Consider the following 15327-nt stretch of genomic DNA (forward strand, 5'->3'; position numbering starts at 1 on the left):
TCATAGGCATACAGCAGGCGATCGGCACGCAAGCGAATGACGAATTCCTGGAACACAGAAGCAATTTTGGGTTGCTCTTGCTGCGTTTGATTGAGAGAACGTCCCCAGAGGTGGTAGAGTTTGCTGGGTTGGTCCGTGGTGACTAGCGCTATGGGCTACCTATTCTGGAATTTTCACATTATCCAATGCTTCTGTCTCTGCTGGATACTGAGGATTCATCGCTTCAAGGGTGTCAGCGATCGCCCTTGCTACAACCAGGTTGCGATACCACTTTTTATTAGCAGGCACTACATACCAGGGCGCGTAGTCAGTTGAGCAATTTGTAATAGCCTCCTCAAAAGCAAGCTGATAATCATCCCAAAACTGACGTTCTTTAATATCACTAAAGGAAAACTTCCAGCGCTTATCTGGATTGTTTAAGCGACTCTCCAACCTCTTTTTTTGCTCATTCTTAGAAATGTGGAGAAAGAACTTAACCACCATGATGTGATTAAGTGTGAGCATGTGTTCAAACTCATTAATCAACTGATAGCGCTTACGCCAAACGTTTTCTGGTACTAAATCTTTGACTCGAACAATTAATACATCCTCATAGTGCGATCGATTAAAAATGGTGATCATACCGCGAGGTGGAGTTCGCTGATGATAGCGCCAGAGAAAGTCATGGCTAAGTTCTTCTACACTGGGCTGCTTAAACGACCAGACCTGACAGCCTTGAGGATTAATCCCCTGAAACACATGTTTGATTGTGCCGTCTTTGCCACCTGTATCCATTGCTTGCAGCACAATCAACAAACTACGCTGTTGTTCTGCAAACAGCCGTTCCTGTAGCTTCTGCAAGCGTTCTCTTTGATATTCGAGTTCTGCTTCGACATCCTTCTTACCCTGATAAGACTCCGCAGTGTCTGGGTCAATATCAGCAAGATGAAATGGCTCCCCTGGATGAACTCGATATAGGGGATAATTGGGTTTCGGTGGCGGCTCATCAACAACCGCCGTCTCGGGTGACATAACCTCTGTCACGGCTGCCGTTGCTGCTGCTGCTGCCCGTTTTGTTTTAGCAGTTTCGGCTTTGTCACTGCCAGAAACAGAATTGGGGTTAGAAGAATTGGAATGGTTCATAAAGAATCTCGCTGAAGCGCCCACGAGTTTTTGCTGTAAGTGCAGGGTAGCGGAATTGTAAGCTGCGAGACCTCTCCCCTCTGTTAGACTTTGCTATCTAGATGTCGACTGAAGTGCACTGTCAGATTATGCCGCTTCAAACCCAGACAACACATTAACCGCGTTGATGCCAATTTCGGCTACTGCATACCCCCCTTCCATCACAAATAGAGTTGGTTTACTAAGATGGGCAATAGCCTCCCCAATTCGCTGATAGTCGTCCTGTTTTAGGCGAAACTTTGAGATAGGATCATGCTCAAATGTGTCAACCCCGAGTGATATAACTACAACATCTGGAGCATAGTTACCAATGTGATTGACCGCATCTGCAAGCGCCTTCTGATAAGCTCCCCAATCCGTGCCCCAAGGCATCGGATAGTTGCGGTTAAATCCTTCGCCTTGCCCTACACCGATCTCATCTTCATAGCCTAAAAAGTAGGGATACTCATCCTTGGGATGAGCATGGAGAGAGAGGAAGAAAATGTCAGCACGATCGTAAAAGATGGACTGGGTGCCATTGCCGTGATGATAATCAATGTCCAACACCGCAACCCGCTCCGCACCTGCGTCTCGAAAAGCTTGAGCAGCGATCGCCGCATTGTTTAAAAAACAGTAGCCTCCATAGAGGTCACGTCCTGCATGATGTCCAGGTGGACGGCAGAGCGCAAAAACAGCCTGTTCTCCATTCGCCACCCGCTTTTGTCCGGTTAACGCCACATTGGCAGAGGCGCGGATTGCTCTCCAGGTTCCGGCAGTGATGGGCGTACCTGCATCAAAGGAGTAATAGCTCAGTTTGCCATCAATGGCTTCTGGAATGCGGTCTTGACGCATCGTTCGCGTTGCCCAATTTAGCGGCAACGCATCATAATCTCCGTGAGCTGCCACCCACTCACCCCACGCCGTACTCAAAAAGGAGACAAACTGCTGATCATGGACTTGCAAGATTGGCTCAAGCCCAAACTCCTCAGGTGGCAGTACCTCACCCAGATTTGCCGATCGCACCTGTTCAAGCACCATTTCTGCCCGTTTTGGCATCTCAAACGGGGGTAAAAACTTGCCATCAATAAGTTCTGCCGTGGCGTTTTGATAACGATGCTCGTCGCTGTAAATCGTAATCATCTCTAACCCTGTTTCTCTAACCCTATCAAAGTCCTGCTTGATCCAATGCCATCATTAAATCCTCCGATAAGTTAAGAGTCTGTGCCCACTGCTCCAAATAGCCAAAATCCAGCCTTTCACCTTGAAGCTTAAGGACACCTAAAACGTCTCGCCACTGTTTTTCTAAATCGCTGTTTCTTCGTCAAGCCAACTTTTGCAAGATAATATCTTCGGCACTGGCAATCCATATTTGACGGATTGCTCAGTCAGTTTTCTGGACTTGTTCAGCTTTGTCCTCAAAACTCAGCCGCCGCAATAAATTGAATATCAACACATCTGCATCAACGCTAGTGTCATCTGACTGAGCCTTATATCCTGACTTAACAATTGCTTTGGGAATAGAAGGCATTTTTTTATTTTGAATATTAATATTTCGACTATAAAGTTCTCTGGAACATTGAGAGGAACGACTGGTCAAGTGCCTCACCCATACGGGTGAATGCGAAGCTACTTATGAAGATTTAGAGAAACATCATTCTGAACCTTTTGAGGGAAGCCCATAATTCCAGGTAGGGGGTTAAACTGATCTATGAGTTTATCCTCCTAATGGTGTACTCCGATGGAAATAGGGAAGGCTTCTATTTATAAATCAATTTAATTCAAACTTTGAAATTCTTTGACTTAATTGACGTTGAGACCTAAACCTCATTACTGTGTTAACCCGACTTGCCCCAATCCGGCTGATCCCGATAGTGCATCAGCTACGGTTTGTCGTCATTGCAATTCAACCTTGCTGTTGCAAAATCGATATCGCGTCAAGCGGCAGGTCGGCGAAGGTGGCTTTGGCAAAACTTACTTGATTGAGGACACGCTGAACATAAAGGCAGGCAAGACTGAAACGCAAAAAGTTCTCAAGGTCTTGCTAAACCAGTCGCCGATCGCCGCCAAGCTATTTCAGCGAGAAGCAAAAGTATTACGCCAGCTTCGTCATCCCGGAATTCCTAAGGTAGAGGAAGAATCCTTTCAGTTCCGACTTGGCGCTGGCGCTGAAACGCTGCATTGCCTAGTCATGGAGTTTATCGAAGGGGTTGACCTCAATTCTTGGGCTAACTCACGCGGCAAGCTGCGCCGACCAGTGACTCAAGCTCAGGCGATCGCCTGGTTAAAACAACTGGTTGACATTCTTGGCGTACTGCACAACAACTCAGTGCAGCAGTGCTTTCACCGCGACATTAAGCCGTCTAACATCATCTGCCGTCCCAATGGTCAGCTTGTGCTGATTGACTTTGGTGCGGTGCGGGAAGTAACGCCTACCATGTTAGTCAAGGTAGGCGGCGGGCAAGCTCTGACCGGCATTTGTTCCCCTGGCTATGCCCCGCCGGAGCAGATCGATGGCAGACCTTTGCCGCAGTCTGACTTTTTTGCGCTGGGACGCACCTTGGTACACCTGCTAACAGGCAAGCATCCACTGGAATTAGACGCTGACCTCTACACGGGCGAACTGCGTTGGCGGGATCAGGCTCCCTCCATTAGTACTCCGTTGGCTGACCTAATTGACCATTTAATGGCTCCAACGGTAGGTAAGCGACCGCCAAACACAGATGCGATTTGGCAACGTCTAGACGCGATCGAGCAGGGATACGACCTTCAGGATTATCCTCAGAAGCAAGATCATGAGCAGGAAACAGCGCTGCTGCCTCCTAAACGCGCTGGCTTGAAAAAGCTACGCTTGGCGCTGGCAGTACCCGGAGTGGCGATCGCCCTGGGTCTGGGTGGGGTCACCTGGCAGTGGGGAGCCATGCGGATGGCAACGGTCTACCACGAGCGTGGCATCACGCACCAGATCGCAGAAGAACTGTATCTGGCTCAAGTTGAGTTGGAGCGGGCGATCGCCCTCAAACCCGATTATCCAGAAGCCTACTTCCACTTAGGACGTAACTATGAGCAGCTAGGCGACCTTGAGCAAGCTCGCACGGCTTACGAAACTGCTCAGCAGGCAGGGTTACCAGAGGCATACAGCAACCTGGCTCGGCTTGACATTTTAGCAGGGCAGCCAGAGCAGGCAATTTCGCTGCTGCAAGCAGGATTGAAACTAGAGCAAAATGATACTATTCGGTATTCCATGCTCAAAAATCTGGGCTGGGCTTACTTAACCCAAGCGAATTACACTGAGGCAGCATCTTACCTAAATGCGGCAATTCAGCTTAATGATGAAGAAGCCTCTGCCTATTGCTTAATGGCACAGTTGGCAGAAGTTCAGGGATCGCCTGAAGTGGTGACCAACTGGGAGTCTTGCCGCCGTTATGCATCTCGGATGCACCCTGACCAAAGACAGTGGCTTCAGCAGGCTGAGCAATATCTCACAACGATTCAGGAAGACGCTCAGTCGAAAACTCAACCAGGAATTCAGTCAGGTCAATCGTCTACCCGTTCTACTCGTGAAAGGGATCAACCTAGCATTCAACCACCTGCGCCACACGATTTGCAGCGTCTGGCAACGGATGGAGGGAGATGATGAAACTTCGTCAGTTGCGAGTTTCTGAGAGGAGCGATCGCCCATCTCAGCACTTCAGTCAGGGATTCACCTTGATTGAACTGCTGGTCGTCATTTGCGTGATGGGAATTTTGGCAGCGATCGCTATCCCTAACTTCATCAGTCTGGTTAATCAAACCCGAGTCAACCTTCTAGCCGAACAAATTCGTCAATCACTCAAGGAAGCGCAGCAGCAAGCTATTTCGGAAGGCTACAACTACACGGTTCACTTTCGGAAAACTGATACAGGAATTCAGGTTGCACAGTCACCCTACACGACAGAACCACGAGAATGGAAAACGCTGTCTCCCAATATTCCAGCAGATCGGCTAATTTTCACCATTCCAGACTCTTCCAACAACTCACTCACATTTACGCCCGACGGCACCGTAGAGTATGAAGCGCTCGTGTTTGTCGCATTGGGAAACGAAGATCAACTCCAAGTCAGCACCAGACGCTGCATCAATGTGCTGAATCGTAGAGACGGTATTAGCTACGTTCAAATCAACCAGGCCACAGCCTGTGAGATTGCGCCCAACATTTCACCCTATTTGCAGCCTCCACCTGGAGACATTGCTCGCTAATCCTTAAGAGGCTACAGATAGAAAGGCACCCCGCTGAGCGGGGTGCCTTTCTATCTGTAGATTTTGAAATTGGTAGTAGACACTTCAGTTAAAGAAGGGAGGCAGAACCCAGTCCTGTCTCCCTTCTCCTTTAAGATGTATAGCTAATTTAACCGCGAGCGCGTTCTAGCAGAATCATCATGAGCAAGCTGAGTAAAGCTTGAGCTTCTTCGCGATCGCTCATTTGATCAACTGGTTTTAAGACAAACTTTCTTGAGAAGAATGAAGGTAGCTTTTCCAAACGCATCACCACTTGACCATCGGGACGGCTGACCAGATATTTGGGGTGAAATACATAGCCACTGAGCGCTCCCAGGATTGGAATTTCCTGAAACAAGCTGTCCCAAATTTTGACCCAAGGATTTTCTTCTTGAATCATCAAGTTGCTTGAATCACCATCAAAAATGTCATATCTGGCGCGCCAGAGTGACCGCAGACCGCGACGCTTGACGCTGCCTAAGTAGGCTCCATCGTGGTCAGCAAAGTTATAACGAGCAGAAAAATCAATGATGCGATCGGCTTTGATCGTGAATTTCGAATGGGTCTGTTGAGCATCCGAAAAGACAGTGATGTGTTCCTTGAACTTAAACAGCTTTTGTCTGACGTATAGGACCAAGTTGCCTTGAGCATCCGTGACTGAAATGGTGGGAGCTAGCGTCCAGATCTTAAAAGTTAGTTCGAGAGGATATTGCATGACGGGTTCGGGAAGATGAAAGAAATATTACCCCCGATAGATTCCAAATTACTGAACGTAATTCCGGACGAGGGGTTTGCATTCTAATTAATCCCGGTTTTCGGTCCGAATCAGGGGCCTAAGCCCCTGATTCTCAAAAATCGTTACACACCGCTGCCAACGCTTTCCTTCGCCAGAAACTTTTCTAGCTCGGTTAGCGCTTCTGCATCGACTTTAGTTTGCATGGGACAAAACTTTGGACCACACATCGAACAAAACTCAGCCGTTTTGTAAATATCAGCGGGTAATGTTTCGTCATGGTATTCCCGTGCCCGCTCAGGGTCGAGCGACAGCTCAAACTGGCGATTCCAGTCAAAGTTATAGCGTGCGATCGAAAGCTCATCATCGCGATCGCGTGCCCCTGGTCGATGACGCGCAATGTCTGCTGCATGAGCCGCAATTTTGTAAGCAATTAACCCATTTCGCACGTCTTCTGCATCGGGTAAGCCGAGGTGTTCTTTGGGTGTGACATAGCAAAGCATTGCTGTGCCATGCCAACCGGCGATCGCCGCTCCAATCGCTGAGGTGATGTGGTCATATCCTGGCGCAATATCCGTCACCAGTGGTCCCAACACATAGAAAGGTGCTTCTGAACATTCTTCCATCTGCTTGCGGACATTGAACTCGATCTGATCCATCGGTACATGTCCTGGGCCTTCCACCATAACCTGTACGTCATCTTCCCAGGCTTTGCGGGTAAGCTGCCCCAAAGTTTTCAGCTCTGCTAACTGGGCCGCGTCTGATGCGTCGTGAGCGCAGCCCGGACGCAAGGAATCACCCAGACTAAACGAAACATCATATCTTTTGAAAATCTCAATGATGTCCTGAAAGTGAGTGTAGAGTGGGTTTTGCTTATGGTGATGTAGCATCCAACGAGCCAGAATACCACCGCCTCGTGAAACAATGCCTGTCAGCCTCCCTCTCACCAGGGGTAAATGCTCGATCAAAATGCCTGCATGGATCGTTTGGTAGTCCACCCCCTGCTGAGCATGTTTTTCAATGATGTGCAGGAAGTCATCAGGCGTGAGGTTTTCAATGGTGCCATGCACACTTTCTAGCGCCTGATAGACCGGAACGGTGCCGATTGGTACGGGTGAGGCATTAATGATAGCAGTGCGAATTTCGTCTAGATTGCCCCCACCCGTGGACAAATCCATCACGGTATCTGCGCCATACTTGACCGCTAGTTTAAGCTTGTTGACCTCTTCTTGCAGGTCGGAAGAGTTGGGGGATGCGCCAATGTTGGCATTCACTTTGCAACGAGAAGCAATGCCGATCGCCATCGGCTCCAGATTCGTGTGGTTAATGTTAGCGGGAATAATCATTCGCCCCCGCGCCACTTCCGCTTGAATTAGGTCGGCAGGCAGGTTTTCGCGCCGTGCCACATAGTGCATCTCTTCTGTGATTACACCTTGACGGGCATAGTGCATCTGAGACACATTGCCTTGTCCGCGCCGCTTGGCGATCCATTCAGTCCGCATATGAGGTTCCTCAAAATAAACAGCTTCCCTCCGCTGGTGCTAGCCAGACTCAGGTTCTAAGGGTGTAATCTCAGCCTGAGAAACTCAGGCACCCCTAGCTTGACTGCTTATCTTATCACCCTTGAGCAACGAAGCTGCGCCGACTGTAAAAACTTGACGGTTCGTATTGGACAGCAATGCTGTAGAGAAGTTGCTTAATGATTTAAGTTTTTTGCTGCTAAATTAGGGTTCCAACACTGTATACCAAGCGATCGCCCTTTCCAGTGAAGGCTTGAGGGCGATCACCTAGTTAACTGACAAAACTCCCAAAACTATGGGTATATCGTAGGTTGGGTGAAGCGAATGCGGAACCCAACGAAATCTAGGTGAGTGTTGGGTTACGCTCTGCTCCACCCAACCTACATCAGAAGATTTGTCAGGTGATTAGGGCGATCGCCTCTCTTTTTTACACCTTTTCTACACCAAAAGTGCTGGCGTTAAAACAGTGTCAATGACATGAATCACACCATTGTCAGTCAGGATATCAGTTTGCAGTACCTTCGCCTCATTTACGTGAACGCCGTCTCCCTGCTCAACGGATACCACTGAACCTTCTAGGGTCGGGGCTTCATCGATTTCAGCCAAGTCATCCGATCGCACATCGCCTGAGATGACGTGATATAACAACACCTGCTTTAGCTTATGAGGATCTTGAAGCCAGGATTCTAACGTTTCTGCTGGGAGCTTGTTAAATGCGTCATCGGTTGGCGCAAGCACAGTGTAAGGACCTTCACCTTTGAGAATATCTACAAGACCAGCACGTTCGACTGCTGTAATCAATGTCCCAAAAGAACCTGCTTCAGTAGCAACTTCTACTAAGTTAGCCATAATTCATTTCTCCGCTTAGATTGCCACCCTGAGAGCGTATGTCTGAAATGAGGCAAAATTCATCGCTCAAAGGATAGGCTCTAAAGCAAATCTACCGATTCAGGTCTTCAAAAAAGTCTTTAGGATCTTCAAAAAACTCCTCTACATCCTCACAAAATTCTTCTAGGTTTGGTGACGTAACTTCAACAATAGGATCACCCAAGACTCGTACAATCAAACCGCTGACAACTGCAATTAAAAGAACGCCTAGCCAACTCAACGGTCTATTCATACCTGAATTGTCTTTATCTTGTGCTTTTGGCATTGCAATAAATCTTGTGAGTAATCCTGTGAGTGGTCACGAATGGAATGAATTCTACAGCGATCGAGTCAATAAATATAACCTGGAACAGGCAAAATTTCCTTAAAACATACTTCTCACGGTACAAGCTGCTTTCTAATAACTATGTCAAGCTTTTAGACATATAAATATATGAATATTACTTTGACATGAATACATCAAGTTTAAATGCTGTAGAACGGCTTGCTACCCTCAATCGCATTCGTAAGCTGAGTCGATTGATGGATACTGCCATTCGCATTCCTTTTATTAACTTTCGAATTGGGCTAGATCCTATTTTAGGTCTGGTTCCTGGTGCAGGAGATATAGTTACAACTGCATTTTCGGCTTATATTATTTTTCTGGCGCGGCGCTTTCAGCTTCCTTCGGAGGTGCTAGGCCAAATGATTGCCAACATTGTCTTAGAGGCAGTGGTGGGTTCAGTGCCCCTTCTGGGTGACTTGTTTGACGCTTATTACAAAGCAAATGTGCGAAATCTGGCTCTTTTAGAGAGGCATTTGCAGATGGCTGAACCAGATCTTGAGCAAGTTGACTCCTTGAATCTGTCGAGTACAGAGATGGCTGGGACTGCTTCTGCAAACATATCCGCTCCGAGGTAAACGGGTAATTCTGCCTGGGCAACCTGCCAGAATGAGTACTTTTGTTCTACAAACAGCCTTCTGAAGATAGACGGCACCTTTTAAGCAGTGTTTTACAAAGGAAGGGTAATAGTTTCAGGTCAGATTTAAAGCGATCCAAGAGCGTTTTAAATTCCCTGTACTGAAGTCACAGCTTAATAAGGAAGTGCATTATGGCAGTTAAGGAACTCCGTAAAAGTGATGTAATGGCGCACTTGCTAGAGGCGCTCGACCAAAAGCAGGATATCGGACATTATGGCAGACTGACGTTTGCTATGGTGGCGCGTCACTTCATGTCAGAAGAAGAACTGGTGACTTACCTTCAGAAAGACCCAGACTGTGATGAACGGGAGGCGCGATCGCTCTACCAGCAGGTGCAGGGCAAGGACTACAATCCACCCAAACGCGAGCGCATTTTGGAATGGCAAAAAAATCAGGATTTTCAGATTTGTCCTGATTCCGATGATCCTGATGCTTGTAATGTCTACAAAGACCTCCAATTTCCTCAGGATGTCTACGAACACATCTCTGAGTACTACGAGCAAAAATCAAACAGTTAGACCTCTATCGCGACCAGACGTTTATGCGAACCAGGACTTCCTTCTAAGATGAGAAGATGAAGTAGGTGTTCTAGCAGTAACCATGTTCCCTGAAGCCCTTGACCGGACGAGTTCTCCAAATCCTTTTCTATCGCTCAACTATGAGCCGGCCCTAGAAAATCTGGGAGACGATTATTTTGATATTGTCTCAGCAGCGGAGTTTCCCCGTCACATTCTTCGCTTTCGTAATGATCAGGTGTTGCCTAAACTAGGACTTGATCCAAAGTCGGTTACGGATGCAGATTTTATCCAAGCTTTTGGACATTTTCAGGCGCAGCAACTGCCGCTAGCGCTGCGCTACCACGGTTATCAGTTTGGTCAGTACAATCCGTTTTTGGGCGATGGCAGAGGCTTCCTGTACGGGCAGGTACGTGGTGTAGACGGTGAACTGTACGATTTTGGCACTAAAGGTTCTGGCACAACGCCTTACTCCAGGGGTGGGGATGGCAGACTCACACTCAAAGGGGGTGTACGAGAAGTGCTGGCATCCGAAATGCTAAATGTTTTGGGTGTCCGTACTTCTCGTTGCCTCAGCTTGATTGAAACCGGGGAAGCACTCTGGCGAGGAGATGAGCCGTCTCCTACGAGATCTTCAGTAATGGTGAGATTTTCGCGATCGCACATTCGCTTTGGCACCTTTGAACGACTCCATCACCTGGGTCGTCCTGATCTCACCCAAAGGCTGCTGAATCATGTGATTCAGTACTACTATCCGCATCTGTGGAACCAACCTGACCAGTACGCTCATTTCTATGCAGAACTGGTGCAGCGAGTCGCAAAACTGGTTGCAGAATGGATGTCTGTGGGCTTTTGTCATGCCGTACTCAACACAGACAATATGTCGATTACTGGGGAAAGTTTTGATTACGGTCCTTACGCTTTTATTGATCAATACGATCCTCACTTCACTGCTGCTTACTTTGATTACGCTGGTCGCTACAGCTATAGAAATCAGCCTTCAATCTGCCGCTGGAATTTAGAAATGCTGCAAGTACCACTAAAAGCAGTGATCAGCCCCGCAGAAATGGAGTCAGGTCTAGCTCAGTTTGAGCAACATTATGTCACTGCCTATCTACAGCGAATGCTGAACAAGTTGGGCTTTGAAGGATTAGAGGAACTAGATGAGGCGATCTCGGAGAGATACCCACAAGGGGTCGCCACTCACTTACTTAAACTCACTTTGCAACTGTTAGAAGAAGCCCGAATTGGTTATCACGACTTCTTTCTAGCGTTACGACAACAGTTTTCACCAGATTGGCGCACCGATAAAGCCTTAATTTTTGCTGAAGGTGAATCCCAATCTGATGCAGTGATGGATTGTTTCGACCAGTGGCGATCGCTCCATCACCAAATTCTCACTGCTCTGCCACAAGACAGGATGGAGGCGATCGCTCAACGGTTACAACAACACAACCCCAGCACCATTTTACTCAGACCCGAAATTGAGGCAATTTGGGAACCGATTACCGTTGAAGATAACTGGACTCCCTTTTATGACTTACTCAAGCGAATTTGGGAATCTGTTCAGCCAACGAAGTAATCGTCGAGATTTCTGCCTTTTCCCGATTTTGCGGCCAGGGTGATCGCCTAACACCCAGCAACGCCCAACATCTTACCCTTCTTTTTCTTGCCAAAGGGTGAAGTGTTCAGGATATTCCACTAGGAGACAGAGTTTGCCGGAGTCAAGTTCAGATTGCCAGAGATCAGTTGCTTTTTCGCGCAAGCGTTTAGCCAAAGAGATGCCTTCTACCAGAACTTTGCCTTGAAAAACGCATTCTGTAAAACCCTGGTTCAAAATACCTTTTTCTTTTAACTCTTCCACCTTAAACATTAGCCGCTGCACTGCGGGTGCCTCAGCCGCAGAAATAGGTGTTGAGCTAGTAGGGTTGCCTTGAGAAATATAGAAGAGACCATCAGATGAGTCATTTTGAGGCAAAGAATCATTAGGCAAACCGTTTTGCGCTGGATTAGGTTGACTCACAGCGTTCCGATTTGCATTGGATGACACACTGGCAGCACTACCATCAATCAAAGTTGCTTTTGAGCCACTCATTGCTGCTGCCTGTAAGTCCAGTTCTTTGACGAGTAGAATGAACCCGCCAATGCGGATAATGTCGTCTGTTTGAAGCAAAAAATTCTGGTTGGTCTGCACTGTCTGGTCGTTGACCTGAGAGCCATCGGTACTGCCCAAATCGGTGTAATAGTATTGCCCCGACTGATACAAAACTCGACCGTGAACTCGACTCACTTCAGGACTATTTAGCACCAGATCACAGTTTGGGTTTCGTCCGATTAGACCACCCCCCTGAGTTAATGTTTCTGGTGTTAGGATTTTTTCCTGAGACTCACCTGTTTGGTAGTAAATCGCCCTTATTTTAATCATGATTTTTTGTCACTTTTGACTTTGACCCAATCCGTTAAAGCGTTGTCTGCTCCTCCTGATTGGGACTTTGGTTTTGCCCAATTACAGTAATTTTTTCTGGATCGGTACTTTTTAAGGAGGAGATTTTAGGGTTAGCTAATGGAGAATTAGGACTGCTTCCATCAGCAGGCTTGGGGATAGTGACGTTGTTTAAGTCTTGGCTTGGAAACGGGGTGGCAATGGTTGGCTTGTTGCCGGTTTTTGCTTTTGAGGGACCGATTACCGTTTTTTCGTCTGCGGAGCTACTAGGCTGGAACGGTCTAGCAACGGTCGGCTCATCTGCTGACTGCGATTGGAACGGTCTGGCAACAGTTGGCTCGCTTGTGGCTGGGGAACGAATGACGGTCTGATTGCTTTGGAGATTGAGGAAACCGGGTGTGGTAACAGGTTCATCCCAGGGATTGGGCTGACGGGAGGGTTTGGCGATCGCCCGCTTGCTCTCCTCTTTTGGCAGAACGGTAGGTTCCTCAGCCAAGCTCGTTGCATTGGGGCTTGCTTCAGCAGACCCGGCAAAGTGAACTTGGTTGAGCGACTCGATCACGGTAGGGGCATCAGCTAAATCTGCGTCTGACTCGGTCTGAGCAAAATTCTGAATTGCTTCTGCAATTGCATCTGCCTCTATAGCTGAAATTAGTGTCAGCGGCTCCTGAATGACTGTGCGATCGCCTCCTACAGCAGATTGAGCAGGAATTGCACCAAGGGGCTGATCAAAATCCGATCTGCTGGAGTGCTTGACTGATTTCTCTTCTACCAGTTGAAACCGAAGCTTGCCAGCAGGTTTTGCAGTCAGTTTAACTGCATCGGGTAGAGGTACTTCAGACTGCGATCGCTCAACTAAGCCGTCTTCTAGCTTGGCTTTACGGGACCGATTTGATAGCGCTAAGGGACGGCTCTGTCGCCAAATCTCGTAACCAATAATGAGCAAAAGAATTAGGGAAAACGCGACGAGCGCTCCCCACAACCAAGTAACGACCAGAACGAACCCGCCAATTGCCAAACCCCAATAGACAAGGCGCATTTGCTCTACCTCTATGACTTTTTCCCGGGCTAGTAGGCGATCGCACCACTCCCACCCAGCGATCGCAAACCCAGCTTGCGATACCAAGAAGTTGCTTTCACCCTATAACTTCTCCAAGCAACTGGAGTCGTTTCAGGAAAGTTTAGAAACGAAGGTTTGTTTGAGAGGTTGAATTTTTTGTGCATTAAGCGCATGGAAAATCCAACCCCTTGAATAGCTTTAAAGCTGCGATCGCTCTAACCACTGCTGCACCATCTGCTCCATTTTTGGGGACAGTTTCAGGGGCAGGTGATCGACTTGGAGGTGCAGGTCGCGTTGGGGGAAGGGAATGTCTACCTGATTCTGACGTAGCAGAGCTTCCATGCGGAAATAGAGATCGCTTTTGATCACAACTTGCTTGCTGGGTTCTGCTGTCCAGACCAACAGTTCAAAATTTAGGCTGCTGTCGCCAAATTCTTTGAAAAAGACTTGGGGCTGCGGAGTTGAAAGAATTTTAGGATGATTTCGCGCCGACTCTAACAGCGCCGATCGCACCGCTTCAATGTCTGAGCCGTAGGCTACCCCGACAGGCAGGTGAATTCTAGAAACAGGGTTATCGTGGCTCCAGTTGATCACTTCCTGTTCTAAAAAACGCGAGTTTGGCACAATGATCGAGATCTGATCGAGCGTGCGAATTAGGGTGCTGCGTGCCCCGATGCGCTCGACGTTGCCTTGAAATTCACCAACTTCAATAAAATCTCCAACTTGAATGGGACGCTCGAACACTAACACCAAGCCGCTACCGAAGTTTTTGGCAATATCCTGCAAACCAAAGCCAATTCCTACCCCGAGGGCGCTGACCAGAATTGCCAGGGAACTGATGTCTAGCCCCCAAATTTGCAGCACCACCAGCGAACCGATAAACAACATGGCGTAGCGGATGATTACCGCAACGGCTTCCTGTGCACCGCGGTTTACCCCAGTCATTTGTAAAATGCGGGACTTGAGTAGATCCGTTGCCATCTTGGTAAAGACGATCAGCCCCAGCAGCATGAATGCCAAAACCAGCAGATCCGTCACTGAGTAACTGCTTTGCCCCAGGGTAATGATGGGAGAGGTAAAGCTAGCTATTAGGCTATTGAAGATGCGGTAGCCCCACTGACGAGTCAGCGGAAACAGGTTAGTGATGTAAAGCGTTGCGCCTAGCCATACGCCCGTTCGGGCGATCGCCAGCAGCAGATTCACCAGCAAGTTCAACGCTTGGGGGTGTTCAATGGTTTCATCTTCATCAGCATTCGGCTGCGGCAAGATTGCAGCTAGGGAAGGGCGCAGCGATCGCTGCCAAAACTCACCCAGCCCCCAATGCAACAAAGTGGCGATCGCTACGACTCCCACAGCGATCGTTCCTGCCCACCGCAAAAATTCTGCTGTCCGCTGCTGCTGGGCTTGCTGAACAGCATCCCTAAGCCGCCGGGTTAACTCTCTTGCCTGCTCTTCAGGGGTTCTGCCTAGGGGAGCATCCCGGTCTGTCACCGTCATTAGATGGCGGTCATTCAGCCGGATAGTCGGCAAGCCGTTGCGCTGCTCAATTTCAATCTGGACGGGCTGATCTTCCTGTACTGCTTCTTGCAGCAGCGAATTAACCAACTCTGCCCGCTCGGTGGCTGTGTATTCGCCTGAAGGGCTGATTTGAAAAATTTCTCGCCCGTCTAACACCACCGAAGCTGGAATTTCTTTTTGGGCGATCGCCGGGGCTATTAGCAGAATTAGCGTCAGAATTAAGGCGATGCCAATGGTTTGTAAAATCTGCGATATGACAGATAAAAGTCGATGAGGTGCCAATGAATCTCAGTCCC

At 48.2% G+C, this 15327-nt stretch carries 15 protein-coding genes and 1 riboswitch; of the genes, 5 read left to right on the forward strand and 10 right to left on the reverse strand.

Annotated elements, in window-relative coordinates; all coding sequences use genetic code 11:
- Positions 1–159: 159 nt before the first annotated feature.
- From H6F88_RS24680 to H6F88_RS24690, 3 genes are all read right to left on the reverse strand, one after another.
- On the reverse strand, positions 160–1122 hold the full coding sequence (locus tag H6F88_RS24680) for a polyphosphate kinase 2 family protein (protein ID WP_190645411.1): 963 nt from the start codon (positions 1120–1122) through the stop codon (positions 160–162).
- Positions 1123–1248: 126 nt separating this feature from the next.
- Positions 1249–2280 carry a histone deacetylase family protein gene (locus tag H6F88_RS24685; protein WP_190645413.1) on the reverse strand — a complete coding sequence of 344 codons (1032 nt, stop codon included), beginning with the start codon at positions 2278–2280 and terminating at the stop codon, positions 1249–1251.
- Between the two features lie 241 nt (positions 2281–2521).
- Positions 2522–2668 (reverse strand): hypothetical protein, encoded by a 147-nt coding sequence (locus H6F88_RS24690; protein ID WP_190645415.1) that lies wholly within the window; start codon positions 2666–2668, stop codon positions 2522–2524.
- Between the two features lie 282 nt (positions 2669–2950).
- On the opposite strand from H6F88_RS24690, the gene H6F88_RS24695 reads away from it, so the two are divergent.
- Together H6F88_RS24695 and H6F88_RS24700 are read left to right on the forward strand one after the other, a co-directional pair.
- Positions 2951–4774, forward strand: a complete 1824-nt coding sequence (locus H6F88_RS24695) for a serine/threonine-protein kinase (RefSeq protein WP_190645416.1) — start codon at positions 2951–2953, stop codon at positions 4772–4774.
- Positions 4771–5376 carry a GspH/FimT family pseudopilin gene (locus H6F88_RS24700; protein ID WP_190645418.1) on the forward strand — a complete coding sequence of 202 codons (606 nt, stop codon included), beginning with the start codon at positions 4771–4773 and terminating at the stop codon, positions 5374–5376. Before H6F88_RS24695 ends, H6F88_RS24700 begins: the two co-directional genes overlap by 4 nt.
- 148 nt (positions 5377–5524) lie before the next feature.
- On the opposite strand, the gene H6F88_RS24705 is transcribed toward H6F88_RS24700, so the two are convergent.
- From H6F88_RS24705 to H6F88_RS24720, 4 genes are all read right to left on the reverse strand, one after another.
- The gene (locus H6F88_RS24705) at positions 5525–6109 is read right to left on the reverse strand and encodes a hypothetical protein (protein WP_190645419.1); all 585 of its coding nucleotides are present in this window, start codon (positions 6107–6109) and stop codon (positions 5525–5527) included.
- A 143-nt stretch (positions 6110–6252) separates the two neighbouring features.
- Positions 6253–7629, reverse strand: coding sequence for a phosphomethylpyrimidine synthase (thiC, locus tag H6F88_RS24710; protein ID WP_190645422.1), 1377 nt, complete (start codon positions 7627–7629; stop codon positions 6253–6255).
- Between the two features lie 8 nt (positions 7630–7637).
- A riboswitch (TPP riboswitch) is annotated at positions 7638–7735 on the reverse strand.
- 350 nt (positions 7736–8085) lie between these two features.
- Positions 8086–8496: a fasciclin domain-containing protein gene (locus H6F88_RS24715; protein WP_190645423.1), complete on the reverse strand. Its 411-nt coding sequence runs from the start codon at positions 8494–8496 to the stop codon at positions 8086–8088.
- Positions 8497–8587: 91 nt separating this feature from the next.
- Positions 8588–8800: a hypothetical protein gene (locus tag H6F88_RS24720; RefSeq protein WP_190645425.1), complete on the reverse strand. Its 213-nt coding sequence runs from the start codon at positions 8798–8800 to the stop codon at positions 8588–8590.
- Between the two features lie 185 nt (positions 8801–8985).
- Here H6F88_RS24720 and H6F88_RS24725 point away from each other — a divergent pair, with 185 nt between their 5' ends.
- The 3 genes from H6F88_RS24725 to H6F88_RS24735 all read left to right on the forward strand — a co-directional run bounded on the left by H6F88_RS24725 (position 8986) and on the right by H6F88_RS24735 (position 11592).
- Entirely contained in the window at positions 8986–9435 is a 450-nt protein-coding gene (locus H6F88_RS24725) for a DUF4112 domain-containing protein (RefSeq protein ID WP_190645427.1), read from the forward strand.
- Between the two features lie 191 nt (positions 9436–9626).
- Entirely contained in the window at positions 9627–10013 is a 387-nt protein-coding gene (locus H6F88_RS24730) for a hypothetical protein (RefSeq protein WP_190645429.1), read from the forward strand.
- An 82-nt stretch (positions 10014–10095) separates the two neighbouring features.
- Entirely contained in the window at positions 10096–11592 is a 1497-nt protein-coding gene (locus tag H6F88_RS24735; RefSeq protein WP_190645430.1) for a YdiU family protein, read from the forward strand.
- A gap of 72 nt (positions 11593–11664) precedes the next feature.
- Here H6F88_RS24735 and H6F88_RS24740 read toward each other — a convergent pair whose 3' ends face one another.
- From H6F88_RS24740 to H6F88_RS24750, 3 genes are all read right to left on the reverse strand, one after another.
- Positions 11665–12435, reverse strand: a complete 771-nt coding sequence (locus tag H6F88_RS24740) for an FHA domain-containing protein (protein ID WP_190645431.1) — start codon at positions 12433–12435, stop codon at positions 11665–11667.
- Between the two features lie 34 nt (positions 12436–12469).
- Positions 12470–13579 carry a hypothetical protein gene (locus tag H6F88_RS24745; protein ID WP_190645433.1) on the reverse strand — a complete coding sequence of 370 codons (1110 nt, stop codon included), beginning with the start codon at positions 13577–13579 and terminating at the stop codon, positions 12470–12472.
- A 132-nt stretch (positions 13580–13711) separates the two neighbouring features.
- Positions 13712–15313, reverse strand: coding sequence for a mechanosensitive ion channel domain-containing protein (locus tag H6F88_RS24750; RefSeq protein ID WP_190645434.1), 1602 nt, complete (start codon positions 15311–15313; stop codon positions 13712–13714).
- Between the last annotated feature and the right edge of the window lie 14 nt (positions 15314–15327).

The organism is Oculatella sp. FACHB-28, from assembly GCF_014696015.1.
Classification (GTDB): Bacteria; Cyanobacteriota; Cyanobacteriia; order Elainellales; family Elainellaceae; genus JAAUTN01.